The following is a 22,085-nucleotide window of genomic DNA, read 5'->3' as shown; positions in this document are numbered from 1 at the left end:
GTCGATGTTTTACGTGTGTTTTAGAAAGTTACCCTGATGCTGCCTCCGATTGAACGTGTTGCAGCATTGCCCTGTCCGGAAGTAGTTCCTGCCGATAACCAGTTGGTACCAACACCTTCTTCAGGATCGAGGTAAGGCAATGTTTTGCGGAAGTAGAACAAGTTTCGGCCATACACGCTGAGAACAAAGTTTTGCGCTTTTAATTTATTGGCGATCTTACCGGGAAGGCGGAATGACAATGTCACTTCGCGCATTTTTATAAAATCATTATCAAACACAGCGCCTTCATAAGTTGCAAAAGAACCTGAACCGGGCCATGAACCCCAAGAGTAGGTATTCAGATAATAGCTCGGTGCATCAATAACCTTGGTATTTTCCTTTCCATCGGCGGTTGCGCCCTTTATGATCATACCATCGGTAAATACTTTTTCACCTGAAGGACCAGCAGATGTACCGGTGGCCACCTGAACGTTTTCACCGTTCTTAACATAGTACGACAAGCCGCCATGCTCTGTATCTCTTCCGAACAATGAATTTTTATACAAACCTGCACCGGTTCCATACAACAACGCCTGTGAAATTACCTGACCGCCGAAACGGAAGTCGATCAAAAAGTTAAGGCTGAAATTTTTGTAATTGATGGTGTTCATTAAACCACCGGTAGCTTTTGCCTGCAGGTTACCCATTTTCACCTGCTGGTCGAAATTGATATCGTAATAACCATCGGAGTTGATAACATAGTTTCCTTTATCGTCTACCCTTCTTTTGTAACCCACAATATCGCCTGCGGGCCGACCGGGTTGTGATACCACCAGCAGTGAGTTGTTATCGAGACTGGCTGATTGCAGTTTTTCAAGACCCGACATCAAAGAAATTACCTTATTGCGATTGAAGGCAATGTTTAAGCGTGCATCCCACGACATGTCTTTTGTTTTGATCGGTGTTCCGTACAGGCTCAGCTCCATACCATAGTTGCGCATGTTGCCCACGTTCACGACTACGCTCGACGAACCAATGGTTGAAGGAGTTGATAGCGGAAGTATCTGATCAATGATCTTGTCGTTATAATAAGTGATGTCGAAGCCCAGGCGGTTGTTCAGAAATCTGTTTTCCCATCCGAATTCGATCTCCTGCTTTTTTTCGTTCCTCAACTCCTTGTTACCATATCCCGAAGAAGCAGGGTATAAAAGGGGTATGCCTTCAATGTTACCCGGACTGGAACTATATACTACGTTTGACAGGTAAGCAGGAGGCGGGTTTCCTACAACACCCCATGCACTTCTGATTTTACTGTAGGAAACGAATGCAGGCAAACGAACCGCATTGCTTAATTCAAATGCACCGCTCACACCGGGATAATAAAAGGTATTATGTCCGGGTGCCAGCGTTGAGCTGCGCTCTCTTCTTAATGTTCCTTCTAAAAACAGGAAGTCGTGATAACTAACATTAAGAATACCAAATAAACCGTCTTTGTCCTGTACTACACGGGTGGCCGATCCGGTTGGATTGTTTTTCGAAGCGCTTAAGCTAAACCAGTTTTCGGTATTTAAACCGCTATTGGTGAAAGCACTGTTGTAACGGTATTCTTCTTTACGGGCCTGGTAACCCACCGAGGCAGTAACATTCAGGTCCTGTGTTATACTACGTTCGTACGATAACAATACATCACCGTAGTTATACACAAAACGGTTGGTGTTGGTACCATAAGCACCCGAAGCGCCAAATGAAATCGGTATTTCGGTACGGTTCTTTGTTTCGGCAAAATAACCGGTGTAATCGCTGCCAAAACGACCGCGGAAGTTCAACCCTTTCGCAATGCTATAATTTAATGTAGCTGCAGTAAGGAAACGGTTGGTGGTTTCATCGAAATTATTAGCTAACTGATTCCATAAAAAGTCGAGGAAATCCTTTGCGCGGATATTATATTTCAATCGCTCAGTAACGTCTACGTTCGAGTTCCAGTCAACCCATTTATATCCTTTGGAAGTTTGATACTTGTTGAAGTAAACATCCATATAATCAACCGGACTGAAAAATCCGCCATAGTTATTGGTAACATAGTAAATCTGGCGGGGCCTGTTATGCACCTTTTCATTGATGTAACTGGCAACCAGGTCTATACTAAGTTTGGGAGTAATTTTATAGGTAGAGTTGAAATTGAAAGTGTTTTTTTCCTGTTTACCACCTATTTGTATGCCCTTGTAATCGTTACGGGTATACGAAAAACGGTAGTTCATTTTATCGGTTGAATTGTTTATGGCGATGTTGGCTATTTCGCTGTGCCCTGTTCTGTAGAATTTTTTCCAGTTATTGGGCTGCGACTGATAGGTGCGCATCTGACCATCCCACCAATAAACCTGGCGGCCATCTACTTTAGGACCGAACTGGCCATACGCTCTGAAAATGGGGCGTACCACATCCTGTCCATTTACTGTCATATGAATCCAGCCATTATCATCTGAACCAAATGCCGATGTGTTGGTACCACGGTCATAACCCGGGCCATATTCTGATTGCAGGTCGGGTGTTACGGCTACGTTTTCGGCATTGGCGCTCAGGTTCAAATCAACACCCAATCCTTTTTTGGCGCTTTTACCGTTTTTGGTTGTGATAACGATAACGCCAAAGTTTGCATCGGAACCATACAGGGCCGAAGCGGCTGCGCCTTTCAATATGTTGATGCTTTCGATATTTTCGGGGTTGATATCGAGCAAACCGTTACCATTCAACCGTTGGTTACCGGCCCAGTATCCTTCGCTGTTGGCATCGCCATTACGAACTACCACACCATCAACAACCAGCAATGGCTGCCGCTGAAAAGCCAGTGAATTGATACCGCGTATTTGAATACCTACAGCACTGGTGGCGCCACCGGGGTTCGTGGTAATGGCCACACCGGGTGCTTTACCATATAAAGCCGAAGCAAAGTTGGTAGGGGACGTTTGAATAATGTCTTTTGCAAGTACCTGGCTGGTGGCATAGCCAACCTTGCGTTGCTCCCTTTTAATACCAAGGGCTGTTACCACTACGCCTTCGAGGCTGGTGATTTCGCCCTGCAATATAACATTCAGTTCGTCCTGGTTACCAACAGGAATTTCCCTTCGATCAAATCCAACCGAAGAAAATACAAGAACAGACCTGTTTGAAGAAACCGGAATTTTAAATTTTCCATCCATACCACTTACGGTAGAGGTTACAGTTCCCTTTTCAAAAATAGTTACACCGGGAACCACATTACCGGCACTGTCCCGTACCACACCGGTAATCATTTTTTTCTCCTGAGCGGTACCGGTAATACTCCAAAGGCCGGCAAACACTACCAGAAGTAATCGAAGAGTTGCTTTCGTCATAGCAGTTGAGTTTGGTTGTAAAAAAAATTTTGGTTGTATTTATAAGCAGAACACTGGGACAAGGTTTAACATGTTACCGGTTACCGGTTGCTGGTTACCGGTTACCAATTGCCGGTTACCAATTACCAGTTGCCGGTTACCGGAAAATGCGAATCGGAAACTGGTAAACTTTTTATAGCATCTTTCTCATAATTCTCCATTACTAAAGCAGCGGCGCCTGTTAACTCGGCAGTATAGCCAAGCGCCGAAATTTCAACATGGGTATTAACCGACAGGCGTGGAATGCAATGTTCATTTAGTGCATGCTGTATAGGCGCCTGCCATATTTTTCCGGCCGCTGAACCACGACCACTCAGGATAACCGTTTCGGGATTGAGTAAATGAATCAAAATGGCTACGCCCCTTCCTATGTTATAAGCGGCTTCGGATAAAATTTCTACCGCAAACTTGTCGCCTTTGCCGGCTGCAGCTACAATAAGCTGAAAAGCCTGTTCGGGATGCTCGGGAGATAATTCTTTCAACATCGACAACTTGCCGGCTTTCAAACCTTTGTTGGCTTTTTCAATTACCACCAGCAGCGAGGTTTCGGTTTCAAGGCATCCGCTTTTACCGCAACTGCACAACTTGTTATTCAGGAATAAGGGAATGTGGCTGAATTCACCTGCAAAACCATCATGACCTCTGAACAATTCACCTTCGAGTATCATTCCCAACCCTACTCCCCAGCCTACATTAATAACCATCGCATTTTTCTTTCCCCTGGCAATTCCAAACTTTAATTCGGCCAATGCAATCAGGCGTGAATCGTTATCAATGAATACAGGAAGATTAACCCGCTGGGCTATGTATTGGGCAATGGTGTGCCCGTCTGTTTGTAAAAAAGAATAATTGATACCCTTCACTGCATTTACAAACCCCGGCATGCCGATGCCAACACCTGCTATGTTGTTTTTCGAAATACCCGAGCGATCGACCACCTCATTAATTTTTTCAGCCAACGCTGCAGGTGCATTCGGATTTTTGGTTAGCGGAAGCTCAAAGGGTACCAGGCCGGTTACGATCCTGTTTTCCATATCCATAATAGCAATGCGGGTAACCAGCTGGTCCATAGCTACACTAACTATATACATCACATCCTGTTTCAGCGAGTACGTTACAGGCCGGCGCCCGCCGGTGCTCGCTGCGAATCCGGTTTCAACCACCCACCCCTCCTCAATGAGTTTGCCCAGTATTTTGGTGGTCAACGGAATGCTCTTATGAATTTTTACGCTTAGTTCTGCGCAGGAAAGCATATGCGAGAAATACAGATGCTTTACGATCCTTCTCTTATGCAGTTGGTTCTTTTCCATTACGCTGTTCTGGCTAAACGTTTTTCAAATTTAACATTTAGTTAAATATCTTCTTAATTTTTTTATTAAAGTTTTTAAACTTTTTATAGATTATTAGATATTAATTTGAATTACAAACTAAAAGTGGAATGAAATTATCTTGAATTTTAAAAAGATCCGGTAGAGCACAATATTATTTAAAGAAGGGAAATACAGGGAGGTGGACCAGGGAATTTACCGCCAGGCATGAGAAATGGAGCATATTTAATAAAGATATGTCAGAGACATAACAGAGACCTCACCCAGACCTAACCCAGACAAAATGTGAGTTTGTAGTGGTTTAGTTCTTTATAATGTATGTATAAAGTATGTGTTTTATAGGCTTATACATAAAAAAGTCCCGCTAAAAAGCGGGACTATGAGTAACTCAACACTTAAATTAACTGCCTAATTCAAATCCCAGAATATTCTGGTGGTCAGGTTATCTTTCGATTTTACAGCTGCATAGTTATCAGGATTGTATACTCTTTCATTGTTAGGATAAATCCATCTGTACGGTGGCTGGGTTTGCGCATTTCCGGCATCGGGTAAAAAGCTAAAAGTGGGAGCATTCAGCCTCCTGATCTCGGCCCAGCTTTCGTAGGGCTGCACTACACTGAAATGAATCCATTTTTGTGTTGCAATCAACTTTAGCTGATCGGCTAATGTTGAAGCGTTCGCCCACTTCACATCACTGCTGTTGATATAATTGTTGATTTCAGTGCCGGTGGCAGGCGTAAGAGTACCTGCTGTATTATCGGTACTTAAGGTTCTTAACCAGTAGTAATATTCAACCGACTGCTGTATACCGGTTTCATAAGCAGCCTGGGCCAGTGCATCATTTCCGGCTTTTAAATAGTATTCAGCTTTCAAAAAACTTACTTCAGCAGCATTTATAATTATACCCGGGAAATATACATTACGACTTAAAGTAGAACGATTGTAAATAGCCATGGTACCGCCATTGATCAATGACGTTTGGGTTCCGCCATTCAATAAAGGATCTAAACCTTTGTACACGCCACCTGCATTTGCACCTGGCTCAAACATGGCTCTCAAACGCGGATCGCCATTTGTATTCATATGATCGATCATCGCCTTACCGGCTATATTACTGATCCAACCCGGATCTCCTTCGAGGCCGGCCTGAAAAGATTTTGCATTGATATCGGACCCCAGCTGATATACGTTGATTTTTATATTGGCAGCATTGGCTTCAACAACCGCATATTTAGCCGGATCAGAAATAATAGCTGCAATTTCGGTATTGGCTCTCGACTGAAAGGCCGGTGCACCGGATACCCTCGTTAACATTTTTAACCGCAATGAATTACAGTATTTTTTCCAGAGTGTAACATCACCTTTGTTCACGAGATCCTGTACAGCAAATTTGGCCTGAACATAATTTTCAACTGTTATGGTATTCAGCTCTTCAGAAAATGCTTTTAAATCGTCGAGCATTTTGGTGTAGATCGCAGCCGCATCATCATATTTGGCTAAAGAGGCATTGTAATCGCCTTTATTTTCATTGATCTTTCCTGCTTCTGACCAGGGAATATCGCCATACAGATCTATCATTTTCTGCGTTTGATCGTAAAAGAAGATCGATGCAGCAATCATATAAATCCTCGAAAGTTGCTGATCAATAGCAGGCTGCTTTGCGTAAATATTTTGCAACACTCTGTATTGGGCAAGCATATAAAAATAATCTTTCCAGTAATCACCAACAGAAGCAGGGCCCGGTACATATTGATTATTGTCATTTGCCCAACCCGTTGCCTGTGTATAGTGCAGCACGGTGTTCCGGAGTATCACAAAATAATTCCAGTATTGGGGCACTATATATCCATGTTGTCCTTTATCGGGGTTTGTCCAGGTGTAACTGGTTATTACACCGGCAAATTGCCTTTCGATTGTAGCGTCGGCAACCTTTGAAGGGTCGGTATAGCTGTCGGCAAAATCGCTCTTTTTACAGGCGGTAAAACCAATACAGGTTACCGCTGCCGTAACAAGAAATATATTTTTCATTTGAAAATACATTTATAAATAGTTTATAAAAATCGAATTGTTTGCATTTGATCTTAGAATCCTGCTCTCAGCATTACACCGTAAGTACGGGTGCTGGGGTTGGTACCTAAATTGTTTACCGATTCGTACCATCTTGAACCTGCCACAGTTTGTTCTGCATCCATATTTTTAATTGTTCTGTATATGTAGAACAGGTTGCGGCCGAATACAGATAACTGCAGTTTTTTAGCGCCTATTTTGCCGGCATATTTTACAGGGATCGTATAGCTTAAAGAAACCTCCCTCATTTTAACGTAAGAATTTTTCTTTATATACAATTCATAACGTGAATGGCTATCGTATTGAGGGCTACCCCAATTATAAGTTTGCCAGTAATAATAAGCCTGCGATATAACATTTGTATTTGGCTGGCCATCGGCTGTTACGCCTTCCATAAGCATTCCATCATTAAATACCTTTTCGCCATTGGGTCCGGCATTTGCATTGGTTTGAATGCCTTTGCCGCTTGCATCTACATAATAACTGATACCGCCATGTTCTTTATCCATATGGTTCAGGCTTTCTTCGGTAAGACCACGGCTGGTCATCCAGTTGATAGCAGTAGGCATCACATGTCCGCCAAAACGATAATCGATAAGCACATCTAAAGTAAATGCCTTATAGCTGAAAGTATTTACGATACCACCAACCAGCTTAGGCATCACATTACCCATTTTTACCAGCGTATCGCTGAGTTTGTACAAACCAACGGGGTCAACAATTTTTTCGCCTTTGCTATTGGTTGCTATCGGCAACGCATACAAATCACCCATCGGCTGACCTACTTTTGATATTAATCTGGCTGCACTACCATCATAATCGGCATTGATCAATACATCTGAACCATTGGTCAGTTTTTCTACCACGTTTTTGTTCTGCGCAAAATTGATGGCGGCATCCCACCTGAAATTCCGTGTGCTTACAGGGGTACCGGTAATAGCAATTTCAATACCCTTATTTCTTAATGTACCTACATTGGTTAACACCGAAGAAGCTCCTGTGCTTTGTGCTGTAGTAATTGGTAATATCTGGTCTCTGATCTGACCATTATAGTAAGATACATCCAAACCTATTCGGTTATTCAAAAACTTAGCTTCGAGGCCGAATTCGAACTCATGTTTTTGTTCGGGTTTTATATCATCATTACCATAATCTTTAGGAAGCATGGTATAAATTACCGATGGAGGGGTGGGTTGCGGAGGTGCAGGTATAACATCCTGAGGGCCGAGCGAAGTTTGTGTATAAGCGATATTCGCCTTATAAATATCAGGGTAGTTACCTACTATACCCCACGAAGCACGTACTTTACCATAATTAATGAAAGAAGGCAAATGAAATGCTTCTGAAAATATAAAGCTTGAATTTACCGACGGGTATACAAAGCTGTTATTATTGGGATTCATGGTCGACGTACGGTCTCTGCGAACAGTACCTTCTAAAAACAGGTAACCTTTGTAATTTCCGTTGATCGTTCCCACAAGCGCATCTTTTACCAATGATCTGCGGTAGTTGAGATCGGTATTGTAAGTGATCGGATTGAAAGATGCATTTAAATCGAACCAGTTTTCAATACTTAAACCGCCATTGGTTTCGCGGTGAATTGAAGTGGTTTTTTCCTTATTAGCCATATATCCACCCATCACATTCAATTCAATGTCGGGGGTAACTTTTTTGGTATAGGTCAGCAATACATCACCATACAAAATAGTATTGAGGTAAGTGGCCAACGCATAGCTGCCGGTGCCTTCACCGGGTTTTTCAAATATCAACGGCCGCTCGGTGGATCTTTTGCTTTCTGTTCTCAGTGAAGTAAAATCGGTAGCAATTCTGGCCCGTAAACGCAGGTCATCAATGATTTGCCAGTTATTGGTTAAGCTGGCGATCACGCGGTTGCTGTTCTCATCTTCCCGATGTTCTTTTACCCTCCACAAATAATCTGCAATATCACTTCTGAATCCGGGATAAATAATGTTTTCACCGGGAGTTAAACTTTGCCCTGATCCGGTTACAAATTTGTACCCTCTGCTGGTTTTATACCTTGCGAGGTACCAATCGGCATTATCAAACCGGCTAAGCATACCACCGGTATTATTCATCAGCCTGTCGATTGAATACGGACGGTTTTTCGTTTCCTGGTTAATGTAATTCACCATTACATCTGTTGTAAACTTTTTGGTTATGTTAAAAGTTCCGTTCAGATTGGCAATGTTCTTATTATTATCAGATCCCAAACTAACGCCCTCGTTGTTTTGACGGGTTAAAGAAAACCGCACGTTTGAATTTTCCGAAGCGTATGAGGTAGCCACATTAATACTTGAGTTATTGGCTGTTCTGAAATAGCCGGCGTAATTATTTTTTTGCGCCTCATAGGGCCTTATTACACCATCCCAGGCCATTGTTGGCTGGCCATCGAATTTGGGTCCGAAATTGATAGAGTGATTCGGTACGCCCCTTGTTTCTTTAACGCCATCACCATCCAGATCGTAATAAACAAAACCTGTTGTGGGGTCCTGCCCCTGATCCTGTACATGCAATGGTGAACCTGGTCCTCTTACATTTTGAAATTTGGGTAAATAAGCTACTTTATCAACGCTATAATTAGCAGCCACATCTACAGTAAATCCTTTTTTCCCTTTTCCTTTTTTGGTAGTGATCAATACTACGCCATTTACTGCCTCAGAGCCATACAAAGCAGCGGCAGAGGCACCTTTTAATATCGAGATATTATCAATATCCTCGGGATTTATGTCGAGTAAACCATTTCCGCGAATACGCTGATCAGCGTAATAATCACCATTCTTTACTTCGCCGTCGCGAATAGGAATACCATCGAGCACGATCAATGGCTGGTTTTTACCGGTAATTGAATTAATTCCACGCACTGTAATATTTACTGCACTGGTAGCGCCACCGGGGGTGGTACCTATACGCACACCCGGCGCTTTACCATACAATGCCGAAGCAAAGTTGGGCGAACCGGCCTGGGTAAGGTCTTCCGATTTAATAGTACTAACCGAATAACCCAGCGCTTTTTGCTGGCGTTTAATACCCAGGCTGGTTACCACTACGCCTTCAAGACTGGTAGCAGAACCCGCGAGGGTAACGTTAATGAATGATTGGGTGCCGGCATGAATTTCAGTTTTTTGAAATCCTACCGAAGAAAAAACGAGCACTGCATTGGAAGAAGAAACGGGAATTTTAAACCTTCCTTCTGCATCGGAAGAGGTAGAGGAGGTTGTTCCCTTTTCAGAAATAGATACACCGGGTAGTGCATTGCCTGTACTGTCTTTTACCACACCGGAAACTATTCTTTTTTCCTGCGCGGTAACTGCAATACTCCACATGCCAAGTAGCATGAACAGAAGTAGTCGGGTCGTTGCTTTCGTCATAGCAGTTTATTTGATTGTGAAAAATATTTTATCCTGTTTTGTAAAAAGGGAGCGTACTGTTTGGTTGAGCCAGATTGTATTGCGCAGAATAAGGTGTAATGGTTAATTGAAACAGTAAGGTTAATACATAGGAATCCCGGTCGCATGCTTATCATGCGAAAAAACAGCTTAAGTGATATAGTTGCGGTTATATGAAAACGTCAGGCACGGTTTCGGCTGCTGCATGCATCACATGGTCGCTATCGAAATTATCCATGACCAGGGCTGCCGCACCTGTTAATTCGGCATGAAATCCCAAAGCAGATATTCCTATTTCGGTGTTTACCGATAAACGGGGAATACAATGTTCGTTTAATGCCTGCTGTATGGGCGCCTGCCATAGTTTTCCGGCCGATGAACCCCGGCCGCTTAAGATGATTATTTCGGGGTTTAGCAAATGAATTAAAATTGCTACGCCCCTGCCTATATTATAACCTGCTTCGGATAAGATTTCTACTGCAAATTTGTCGCCTTTGCCCGCTGCCGTTACAATGGTTTGATAAGCCTGTTCAGGATTTTCGACCGGCAATTCTTTTAGTAATGATAGTTTACCGGCTTTCAAACCCTTGTTGGCCTTTTCGATTATTACCAGCAGTGAGGTTTCTGTTTCCAAACAACCACTTTTACCGCAACTGCATAATTTATTATTGAGAAAAAGCGGAATATGACTGAATTCACCGGCAAACCCTTCGTGCCCTCTGAACAACTCGCCCTCGAGTATCATACCTAACCCTACGCCCCACCCTACATTTATGACCAGGGCATTCTTTTTTTCGCGCGCAGCACCGAATTTTAACTCGGCCAATGCTATCAGGCGCGAGTCGTTATCGATAAATACCGGCAATTTTACCCTTGAAGCGATGAACCGGCTAATGGTAACTCCCTCAGTTTCTAAAAAAGTGTAATTAATACCCTTAACGGCGTTTACAAAACCCGGCATTCCGATGCCTACGCCGGCAAATTTATTTTTGGCAATGCCCGAACGGCTGATCACTTCATTGATCTTGTCGGCCAGCGCTGCCGGAGCATCTGTACTTTTGGTTAAAGGAAGTTCAAAAACGGTTATGTCGCTTACATGCGTGTTGCGCATGTTCATAATAGCTATTCGTGTAACCAGCTGATCCATGGCCACACTTACCACGTACATCACATCTTCTCTCAGCGAATACATCACCGGCCTGCGCCCTCCGGTTGAAGCGGCATAACCGGTTTCAACCACCCATTCTTCTTCCTGCAGCTGCGAAAGCATTTTTGTGGTAAGGGGAACGCTCCTCTGAATTTTGTCACTGAGCTCGGCACAGGATAGCATATTGGATAAATAAAGCTGTTTAATGATTCTTCGCTTATACAATAAGTTTTTTTCCATTATGCTCAGTGACTAAAACTTTTCTCAAATTTAACATCAAACACTATTAACTTTCTAATTTTTTCAATAAAGTTTTAACAGATTTTATTTTAACAGGTATACATACCTGTAAATCAAATTGAAAAAAAGATAAAGTTTTCGTGATAAAATAATAAAATGAGGCCGTGATAGTAACGGTTTTGATCACATGTAATAAATACTATATAACTGTTACTTAAACGCTTATTTTAATTCTTCTTTAATGAGGGGAATTTGAGAGAAGAAAGAAGCAGGCAGTCTGATGTCGGAAGTCGGAAGTCGGAAGTCGGAAGTCCAATGACTGTACCTGGATGATGTTTGAATAACCAAAGGGAGGAAAAGAAGCAGGAGGTCGGAAGTCGGAGGTCGGAGGCCCGACGAGTGTAATTGGATGAGGTGCAAATAAACAAAAGGGGATAACTTTCAGGGTTCTATCTGACTTCTGACTTCTGCCTTCCGACTTCGGGTTTCCGATGCCTTTAATCGGATGGGGTGTAAATAAGCAAAGGGGGGATAAGAAGCAGGAAGTATAAAGTAAGTAATTTGGGGTATAAAGAAAGAAGCCGGAAGTAAAATATCGGGTTCTTCCGACTTCTGACTTCCGGCTTCTGACTTCGTTTTATGCGTTTCCCTGCTCGTACTCAAGGTTAACCCCTACCCTAAGCGCTCTTAAGCCTGCAACACCCTGCAATTCTTCGAGGTCGAGAAACTCCAAATCGTCGAGCAATATATTTTGTTCCTGTAAATATTGAATGTGCGATACATATTCATCGGCATCACGGCGGTTAAAATATACCAGTGCAATTTTGCCGGGTTGCGTCAACCGTTCATTGCTGTTAGCCACATGCACTTTGTCGATACGCTTTTTTATAACCTGGTAGCGAATGTTATATCCGCCTTCGGCATCAAACCGCCGTTCGTCGTTACGAAAACTGATATCGATGGTGTTGCTGTGAATAAATATCAGCTGGGTGGTTTGTAGCGGTTTCGACATTGCGGGCATCATATCGTGCGTAATTTTAGAAATAGCTGCCATTGACGATATCTGCCATAACCGCAGGTTTTTTAAATACAATACATCAAACGGTTTTTCGGGTGCAATGGATTGTCCTATGTAAATATCATATTCCACACCATCGGTCCTGAACCGTTCAAAATAGCAGGGATACGATTGCTGCAACTCATCTTTCATTAAATCGAGATAATTATTTACAGCCGTATTTACCATTTGCATCGATTCTTCCAATTGCCGCCGGTGTGCAAAGGCAACGCCTTTTGTTTCTTCAATAGCTTCAAAATAGGCATCTACGATGCCGGCAGCGCCGGGATGCGTTAATTTGAAATGTTTCAGATACGAAACCGCTTCCTTTTCCAGAAAATCGGTCAATCTTATTTCACCGTGTGGTGTTAACGATTCGTCGAGCGTGTTCTTCCATTTCCGGCATTTGTATATCATTTCATCGGTGAGCGCCAGGTTGTAATGCTTTTTCACCGACTGTAATGTTTCGAGTAAAATAGAAAACTGTTGCTGAAGATCGTTTAGCTGCGCCTTATTTCGTTCAATGGTTGAGTTTCGGATATCGATGGCGCCATACAGGGGGTACACATTTTCAAAACCGATGGTTTCAATTTTACCTTTTCCTGTTCTTTCTATTTCCTGCAGGTAATGCCAGGCAGCTTCATTAAATTTCCATTGAACGGCAGGTTGCAGCGAAGTAAATTTTTCTTTAATAACTCCATCTACAGCCGTTTCAAAATTATCGATGCTTATTTGCAGCAATTGCGCCAGCACGGGAAATGCCGGTTCAAGCATCGCCAGGATCTTTTCATCAAGCAGGTCTGCCTGCCGGGTAAATATTTCCAGTATGCCAACGAGGTTGCTGTTGTAAAACAGGGGTAATACTACAAACGACTGAATGCCTGTTCTTGTACAGGTTGATAAAAATGGGTAAAGTTTTGCTTCTTTAGGCGAAATGGTTTTATAAATGAGTGCTTTGGGATTACGTATATATTCTTCGGCAAACGTTTGATATGCATTATGAGCCGGCGAGCAATCCATTTCATCGCCTATCAGCACACTTTTTATTTCGTGCGTACCGGGCAATACAAGCTTATCGTTCACCCGAAACAGTGGGGTAAGGTTAAAATCAATGGCATTGCTTTGCACAAGGGTTTTTAACGACTGGCTCACATCTTTATAACACTCATCTTCGGTATGCCGGTTATGCGATACAATGGTGTTCTTAATATTTTCAACGGCGTATTTTACGGTTTCGTCTGATATGGTCACTACCGAAAAACCGTGGAATTTAAACAAACTGAGGGGTAACTGATTGGCCACCTTTTCAAAACCATGTTCATCATCAAACGGCGAGCTGGAGGTTATGGTATTTATATCGGGCAATGGCCCAACGGGCGTTACATCAATAAACCGGGTATCGATATTTATTTTATAATGCCTGAGCAGGCCGGTTTCTTCATCAACAAACGTATGTATAATATCATTTTTAGGTAAATTCTTAAAATTATAAATACGTTCAAAAATAAACGGATACGTTATGCGCAGATTCCGCTGCCGCATTTGTTCAGGATCCTTTACAACGCCCTTATTTATTTTGTGGCTCGTGGCATCGATCATGATGTCGTAAAAGGCGCTGGTACCATACACAAACATCGGCCGCATAGGTACACCAATCGCCCAGGGTAACCGCGATTCGTCTTCAGTTACATTCGACATGCTCACAAAAATCAACTCCAGTACATCCTGGTATTTTTCGATATTTTCAACGGGAACATCGCCTTCGAGCTCGGGGTACTTTTCGAGCTTCTCCAATAAAAACCCGGTAAGTTTATCTTTTAATGATTGATCGTTCTTTACCCTTTTTCGCAAAAAATCGATGAAAGGCTTAAACGATAAGCCCGTATCTAACTTATCGAGTACAAATTTTTCATTAATATTAATCGTCATCGTTTGCATACACACGCCTTTAAGAGTTGCCGGAAAACTGGTTACCAGTTGCCGGTTACCTGTTGCCAGTTACCAGTTGCCAGTCACCTGTTACCAGTTGAGTTTGCCTACTAAATATTTTTAGCATGCCGGCAAAAAACACAGGAAGTAAATAGGGCTAATAGGGTGCCACACTGAAAAATCAGCAGGAATGTCACTTTTGCAACAACATGACCGGCTATATTAACAGGATGAGAATGTGCCTAAAATCTGAATCCCATAATTATATAAGGGTACCAACCCTCGTTTGAGTAACCGGCCAGCAATTGAATTACTGCCATTTGAACAGGTGCAAAAAAAAGTCCTCCCCCAACGCCCTGATGCCAGGTACCGGAAGATTCGCTTTTTTGCCAAACCCTTCCCACATCGTAAAATCCGGTTAATCCTACCTGACCAGGTACTATATAATTGGCAAAGTTACCAAGCCTGATACGAAATTCAAGATTGTTGTATAACATGTGTTCTCCGGCAAAACGGTATTGCCTGAAACCTAACAGATTTTCGTGCCCACCCAAAAATGCCGACTGATAAAAAGCCGATTTACCAATAGTAACAGCGCCACCTATTCTTTCAGCCACCACCACATTGGGCTTTTTGCCAAGCTTTTTATACAGAACTATTTCGGGAATGATCTGCATATATGATTTTGAAATATCATTCAATCCGGCATATCCCAGTACCTGCAGATTCATGTACGACCCGGCCCAGGGCAATATTTTATTATTCCGTTTGTCGCGCAACAGGTTAATTATTAAACCGGCATGCGCTTTATCGCGAAAAACGGTATTGCTGTCGTACGAATTAATTAAGAACTCATTATTTATAAACCGTCCTTTGTTTTCACTGCTGTCGGAATGATAAAACTGAATTGACGGACCGGCGCTAAGCGTTAGTTCCTTACTAAGGTGCCAGCGAATGGCAGGACTTGCCTGGTACAGATTATACCGGGTACGGTAAAATTTTTTATAATCGCCATCTTTTATAAACTCAGTTTCGTTACCGCGGCCAAAAAAGTTCATGGTATTGTTGGGTGCAAACAAATTAGCCTGCATGACAATATCTGCCTTGCCTATGGCCTGTAGCCACTCGCCCCGGTACCTGATGCGATAAGCGCTGGTAGAAAATGAATGGGCTACCGTTATTTGCTGTACACTGGCATAGGGCACTTTTCTGAATCCCTGCCGCGTAATTTTTAAGCCGCCGCCCAGTAAAAATCCATCATCGAGGTTAAAGCCAACGGTAATCAAAGGCTGGCTAATATTATAGGCATTGGTTGCAACAAAGGCGGTATTGGCGGTATCGTTCGATAAATGCTTTTTCAGGCGTGAAGTATTTCCGGTGAACGAAGCATTGGATTCTTCTTCATATACCCGCACTTTTTTTCCGCTGTTCTGTACGTTGTAAACTTTATGGCCATCGCCGCCTACTATTCTTACCTTAATCTCTTTATGGGTGTTGTTGAGCAAAACACTATCGTCGCCTTTGCCGATAAACAGCCTTATTTCTTTTGTTTCGGATGGCATAAAGGTTTTTGAAAACAACAGGTCTTCGGGCTTTCCTTTTTTGGAAAGTTTAAATATCATCACCGATAAGCCTTTATCGCCGCCATCTGTAATTTCAACCAGTTCGTTCTTATTGGAAGTTTGCAGGTCAACAATATGGTTCAGGAAATAATAATAATCATCCATGGCCCGGGTGAAGTTGGCCCTGCGTTTTTTCATTTTCTGCAACAACTCATCGTGGCGCAGGTTGTAGGCTTCGGCAGGTAACCGTTGAAGTGATGCTTCAAATACATCATCGGTAAGCGCGGCCACAAATTCTTTGGTGAGCTGCATCCAGCGGTCATGATTAAGCTGAATCAGGAACCGGCTGTTGAGTTTACGACCGTTGATGAAAAACTGATTGCCGCGTTTGATATCGCTGTCGAAGCCCTTTAAAAAAGGAGCGATCCATTTGCGGGAGGCAAGAGTAGGAAAAAAGCCTTCATTTTTATAAAAGGCCTGGTCACGGTCGCGGGGAATGGCCTCGTATTTTCTTTCACTTCCTTTCTTTTCATCAACCCAGCGCCACTGGTCTTCGTGGCGGTCCCAGTCGCCCATAAACAGGTCGAGCATACGCGCTCTGAAAAATCCAATAGTGTCTAACGTATTATCATTGTCTTCGTTTAACCGGTCGAGAAATTTACCGGTATTATCCGAATTGCCGTAGGGTTCTCTTTCTTCGAGCAGGCAAAGTGTATTGGCAAATTCTTTTTCAAATTCACCGAGGTTTTTATCGGCCACTACCCATCCAATTAAGGGATTGGTATGTGGCACATTCACCGCTTTTGAAAGCACCGGTACAATCAGCGGCCCATACGGATTCTGTGCACTCATGGCATCGCGCACCCAATCGGCAGCGAATGTTTCGCGCAGGGCCTGGGGTAATAATATCTCGGGATATTTTTCAATGCTGCGCAATACCCATTCTTTACCTGATGCATCTTTCATGCGTAATGAATGGGTTTGGTGGCCGCCTCCGCGTTGTAAGGGAATAAGTCCTTTTTCGGATAATTTTATTACGGGCAGTTTAACAGGCATTGCCCATTCCCTGCGGTAATTTTCACCAAATAACGAGCGGTGTATTTTGGTTACACTGTCGTATGCCGGATGCGCACGCACCACTGCACTATCGGATTGTGCGATTGCCAACTGCGCAGTTAAAAGAATAATGCAAGTGAGGTGTAAATATTTTTTAGGCATAGGCCGGTTTTGGTTTAATAGTTTATAGTTTGTGGTTTGTAGTTTGTGGTTGCTACCGCGCTTTAAAAAATCATTAGTACCTCTCTGCAACTTAAAATTGTAACAGGATCAAAATCGCACAGCACGATTCACCGAAAGAACCACAAACCACAAACTACAAACCTCAAACAGGTTTTAAAGAATCATTTACCTGAATAACGGATCTTCAACACATTTCCCGAATGAATATCGCCGCCTTCATTGGAAATATACAGGTTGCCTTCCTTATCAAAGGCTATCCCTTCGGGTTGAATATAAAGGGCAGGATTTAACTTGTACACTTCTTTCACTTTCCAGTTGCTGTCGGTAAGTACCAGCAATTTATTTACCGATGAAACAATATACCACTCATTGGTACGGGGGTTTTTGGCAAGGGCGGAGGGATGGAAGTTTATTTTTTTTGTACCTGTAATTGTTTCAATATCCTTTACATCGAAGGCAAAGCTACTGTTTTGGGCAATAGTTCCATCATCGGCCAGCTGCAATATATAGCCTTCGGCGGTTTTAGAAGTTTTTTCGTCGGAACAATGCTTGCACAAAACATATAAAAGCTTGTTCTTTTCATCGGCATACATGCCTTCGTACTCACCCTGGGGCAGCAAATCTTTTAATTCTTTAACATTTTCCGATTCATCGCTATGAATATCACTTAACGGAAAAGTGAACAGGGTGCCGTTGCTGCGCAGCATTATTACATAATTATTGCATATGGCCACATCTTCATAATCGCCATGTTTGCCAAACTTGAACGAAGCAGCCCGTTTATCGCCGGGTTTTAAAAAAAATAATTTGCCTTCTTCATCCTGTTCGGCATAAATGGTATCGCTGTTGCCTTTATTAAAAGCAATGCCCGATATTTCATGCAGGCTCTGGGGCATGATAAACTTTTTGGGGTCGTTCATATTATACCCTTTCGGGCTCCCGAAATCCTTTGCATTTTGCGAGCAGGCGGTTGATAATATAACCGTGCCCAAAATGGTCCATAAACCCAGTCTGATTGTTGTCCTATACATGATAAACGATTTAAGAAGATATTTTTTCTGACAGCAGCGTATAAATTGCCTGCTGCGAACATACCAACGATTTTTCGTTTTTAACGGGCACATTGCTCAGGTGCTCATCAATTTCAACCGCCTGGCAGTTATCGTTCAACTGCAAATCGAGTAAATCAAGCAACTGTTGTTTGATATCCGGGTCATAAACCGGAAAGCATACTTCAATTCTGCGGTAAATATTCCGGTTCATCCAGTCGGCCGAGCCCATGTACACTTCTTTATTACCAGCATTGTGAAATACAAAAATCCTTCCATGCTCAAGGTAACGGTCAACAATACGGGTGATGGTAATATTTTCACTCATGCCCTGTACACCGGGTATCAAACAGCAAATGCTTCGCACGATCATCCTTATTTTTACCCCTGCACCCGATGCCTCGTATAGCTTCTTTATTAAAATTTTTTCTTCGAGATTGTTCATTTTAATGGTAATGGCCGCCTCCAGGCCCTGCCGGGCATTATTAATTTCACGGTCGATAAGCTGTAAGAACCGTTGTTGTAAATTGAACTGGGCCACCAGCAACTCATTAAAAGTGATCAAACCGGGATTGCCTGCTTTTTTACGATGCCCCAGAAAAATGAAAAGCAGTTCCATTTCGCGCAGCATTTCGGGATGGGCCGTAAAAAGAATGTGGTCGGTATAAAACCGGGCGGTACTTTCGTTCATGTTTCCGGTTGCCAGCAATCCTACGTACGATACGCGTTTATCTTTTTTTCTTTTTACGAGCGCTATTTTGGCATGCACCTTCAACGATGCGGCGCTGTAAATAATTTTTACGCCTGCCGCCTTCATTCTTTTCGACCACTTTATATTATTGGCCTCATCGAACCGGGCTTTTAACTCAACCAGCACCGATACCTTTTTACCATTTCTGGCCGCGCTTACGAGGGCATTGCCAATTCGTGAATCGCTGGCGATGCGGTACAGGGTCACATATATTTCTGTAACATCGCTGTCGACCGCTGCTTCGTTAAAAAAACGAAGCACCATATCGTACGAGTGATATGGCGGATGCAGCACAATGTCTTTTTGTTCGATCTGCTCAAATAACGACCGGTTATTATTAGTTGTTTTAACCGGTACCGGCGGCCATTTGGCATAACATATGCCGGCATCTTTTGCAGGAAAAGAACCGAGGTCTTTCAGATTGTGATAACAACCGCCATGAATAACAATGGCATGCTCGAGCTTCAGCAAAGCGATAAGCGACTGCAGATACGCCTCGGGTATGCCGGGCTCGTGTAACAGGCGTGTTGCCAGGCCAAAATCGCGTTTGGTAAGCTGCTGTTCAATTTTACGGGCTACATCGCCTTCATAATCATCTTCCACTTCGAGCTCGGCATCGCGTGTTATTTTGAAACTATAACAACCTTTAACGGTTGCCTGTTTAAAAATCGCCTTCAGATTATTTTTAATGATGTCGTCGAGAAACACCACAAACTGTTCATTATTCCACTGAGTTGTATAAAACCTCGACAAACTATCTGATGGTATATTTATAATTACCTGCTCTTCGCGATGCTTTTCATCTTCAATTACTGTAAACAGGTACAGCTTATTATTTTCCGGAAAAAACTTCTTGTCGCTTTGCGACAATAAAACCGGTTGCAAAAAGGCCATTACCTGTGTATAGAAATAATCCGTTATGTCTTCTTTTATAGCATCGGGTATGGGCTCGTTATACAGTAAATGAATATTCTTTTCTTTCAGCAGGGGCAAAATTTCGGTACTCAGAATTTTTCCAAACCGCTCCTGTTGCTGATTGATGATGTCGATGATCTGCTGCAAAGCACTTTTGCCGTCGTGTTCTTTTTTATGATGATCGCCCGATTGCTTAATATGCTGCAGAGCCATTACGGCTGGCATCCGAACGCGTGAAAACTCATCGAGATTGCTGGAGTAAATAGATAAAAACCGGATGCGTTCCAATAAGGGTACCGAAGGGCTGCCGGCTTCTTCGAGCACCCTTCCGTTAAATGAGAGCCAGCTCAGGTCACGATCGAAAAATGATGGCGATTGTTGCATGTTAATGCTGATTTCAAACTGTTACAATGGCTGCAATGGCAAAAGCGATAACAGAAACTATCAATCCATACATGAATACGTTGTAAGAGATACGCAGTCGTTGGTATTTTGTACCCAATACCACACCCTGCGAATACACGTCTTTAATAAGGGTGCGGTATAAAAAGTCGCGGTCGTCCATCATCTGCAGCATACCCGATGTATAATCTTCGAGGCTCATTTTGAAAAAATTCCCGAAGAATAACAGGTTCACCTTTCGTTCGTTTATGTCGTTTTGCGTAAAGGTGCCCTGGGGAATATTAGGACGGGTAGCCAATATTGAAAAAACGATGGTGACAAGGCTTATGGTAAGCAATAACATGGCGGGGATGGTATACTGCGGAAACTGCTCGAGGTTCTTTAGCAGCACGCTTAATAAAATAGAAATAATGATCGAATTTACCGAAATCATTATGTGTGCCTTACTGTCGGCCATATCGCTTAATCGCTGATGGTTACCCGATGTTATGCGAAACATAGTTTCGATGCCGCGCTCGGGCCTGTTCTTCCGTTTTGCTTTTTCTTCATCTTCGGGGAGCGAGGGTTTTTGCTTTTGTTTTACAGGCGGCGGCGCCACTGTTAAAACAGGCAAAACAGGTTTTACACCGGGATTTTTTTCGGCCTCTTTCGCTTTTAACTTTTCGAGGTTTTTAGCTTTTCCATCGCTCAGTAATAAACGGCAGTAATCGGTATGGTACTGGTGCGTTTCGAGTAAACGGATGGTTTTGGTACGCCATTCGTCTTTGCTGATATCGATATTGTTCAGGGCCATAAATTCCCTGCGCAGCAGTTTATTGGTTTCGGTGAATTTTGAGGTACCCAAATGAAACAGATCGGCATCTGCCACGATCTTTTCAACGAGGGAATGGGGGTTTTGCGGTAACCGGGTGGCGCGAATACAACCGGCGATAGCCTGAATAACCGGCTCCTCAACTTCTTTTCTTTTTAAAAAAATAGCGGCTTCCTCTGCGCCTTTTTCTTCATGATGTGCCGGATCGAAGTAATACCCTATATCGTGAAACCATGCAGCCACTACTACAATAAAATAATCCTGGTCGCTTAACCTGTAGTGATTGGCAATTTCAATGGCAGCGTTTACCACATTGTCGGTATGCTCCTCGTTATGATAAACCAGTTTGCTATTTACATGTTTATTAAAAAACGAGGTCACATACTGCTTTGTTTCATCCAATAACGCATAGTAGTTCATATAAGGAATTCTTTTTCAGTTCATCAGGAATAAACAAATATAAGCAGGGTAAAGCTATAGTGCGGTTTCTTTAAAAACAATGTAATATTCATATCAAAAGTAGGCTCATTTATTCACAGGGCAAAAAAGCGGGGTAAAATGTAAAAGGGTGAGCCACTCTTTTAAGAATGCCCCACCCTTTCACTTGCTGCTGCGGATGAAAAAAACGGCCGGAAGAATACAACTATCATCCTTATTTATATCCATACATTACTAAATCCAATCTTTCTTCTACTTCCGGCCTTGAATCAACAGCAGTATTTCCTATAAAAATATTGAAGCCGATTTTACTGCGGAGGGCGCGTCCTTCGACTGCGCTCAGGATCGTGGAAA

General features: G+C 42.8%; 10 protein-coding genes. All 10 read right to left on the bottom strand.

What is annotated here, in order from left to right:
- Positions 1-20: 20 nt before the first annotated feature.
- Positions 21-3,350 (bottom strand): SusC/RagA family TonB-linked outer membrane protein, encoded by a 3,330-nt coding sequence (locus AC59IL_RS19790; protein WP_496553920.1) that lies wholly within the window; start codon positions 3,348-3,350, stop codon positions 21-23.
- 122 nt (positions 3,351-3,472) lie between these two features.
- Positions 3,473-4,699: an ROK family protein gene (locus AC59IL_RS19785; protein ID WP_496553919.1), complete on the bottom strand. Its 1,227-nt coding sequence runs from the start codon at positions 4,697-4,699 to the stop codon at positions 3,473-3,475.
- Positions 4,700-5,125: 426 nt separating this feature from the next.
- Positions 5,126-6,745 (bottom strand): SusD/RagB family nutrient-binding outer membrane lipoprotein, encoded by a 1,620-nt coding sequence (locus AC59IL_RS19780; protein ID WP_496553918.1) that lies wholly within the window; start codon positions 6,743-6,745, stop codon positions 5,126-5,128.
- A 53-nt stretch (positions 6,746-6,798) separates the two neighbouring features.
- Positions 6,799-10,173: a SusC/RagA family TonB-linked outer membrane protein gene (locus AC59IL_RS19775; RefSeq protein ID WP_496553917.1), complete on the bottom strand. Its 3,375-nt coding sequence runs from the start codon at positions 10,171-10,173 to the stop codon at positions 6,799-6,801.
- Positions 10,174-10,360: 187 nt separating this feature from the next.
- Entirely contained in the window at positions 10,361-11,521 is a 1,161-nt protein-coding gene (locus AC59IL_RS19770; RefSeq protein ID WP_496553916.1) for an ROK family protein, read from the bottom strand.
- Between the two features lie 694 nt (positions 11,522-12,215).
- Positions 12,216-14,573 carry a GAF domain-containing protein gene (locus AC59IL_RS19765; RefSeq protein ID WP_496553915.1) on the bottom strand — a complete coding sequence of 786 codons (2,358 nt, stop codon included), beginning with the start codon at positions 14,571-14,573 and terminating at the stop codon, positions 12,216-12,218.
- Positions 14,574-14,806: 233 nt separating this feature from the next.
- Positions 14,807-17,344, bottom strand: a complete 2,538-nt coding sequence (locus tag AC59IL_RS19760; protein ID WP_496553914.1) for a BamA/TamA family outer membrane protein — start codon at positions 17,342-17,344, stop codon at positions 14,807-14,809.
- A 182-nt stretch (positions 17,345-17,526) separates the two neighbouring features.
- Positions 17,527-18,396 carry an SdiA-regulated domain-containing protein gene (locus AC59IL_RS19755; protein ID WP_496553913.1) on the bottom strand — a complete coding sequence of 290 codons (870 nt, stop codon included), beginning with the start codon at positions 18,394-18,396 and terminating at the stop codon, positions 17,527-17,529.
- Between the two features lie 10 nt (positions 18,397-18,406).
- Positions 18,407-20,464, bottom strand: coding sequence for a polyphosphate kinase 1 (gene ppk1, locus AC59IL_RS19750; RefSeq protein ID WP_496553912.1), 2,058 nt, complete (start codon positions 20,462-20,464; stop codon positions 18,407-18,409).
- Between the two features lie 13 nt (positions 20,465-20,477).
- Entirely contained in the window at positions 20,478-21,713 is a 1,236-nt protein-coding gene (locus AC59IL_RS19745; protein WP_496553911.1) for a Pycsar system effector family protein, read from the bottom strand.
- Positions 21,714-22,085 lie beyond the last annotated feature (372 nt).

This window comes from Niastella sp. sgz303648 (genome assembly GCF_059587045.1).
The sequence above is the reverse complement of the archived record's forward strand: the minus strand, read 5'-3'. Positions and strand labels throughout refer to the sequence as shown.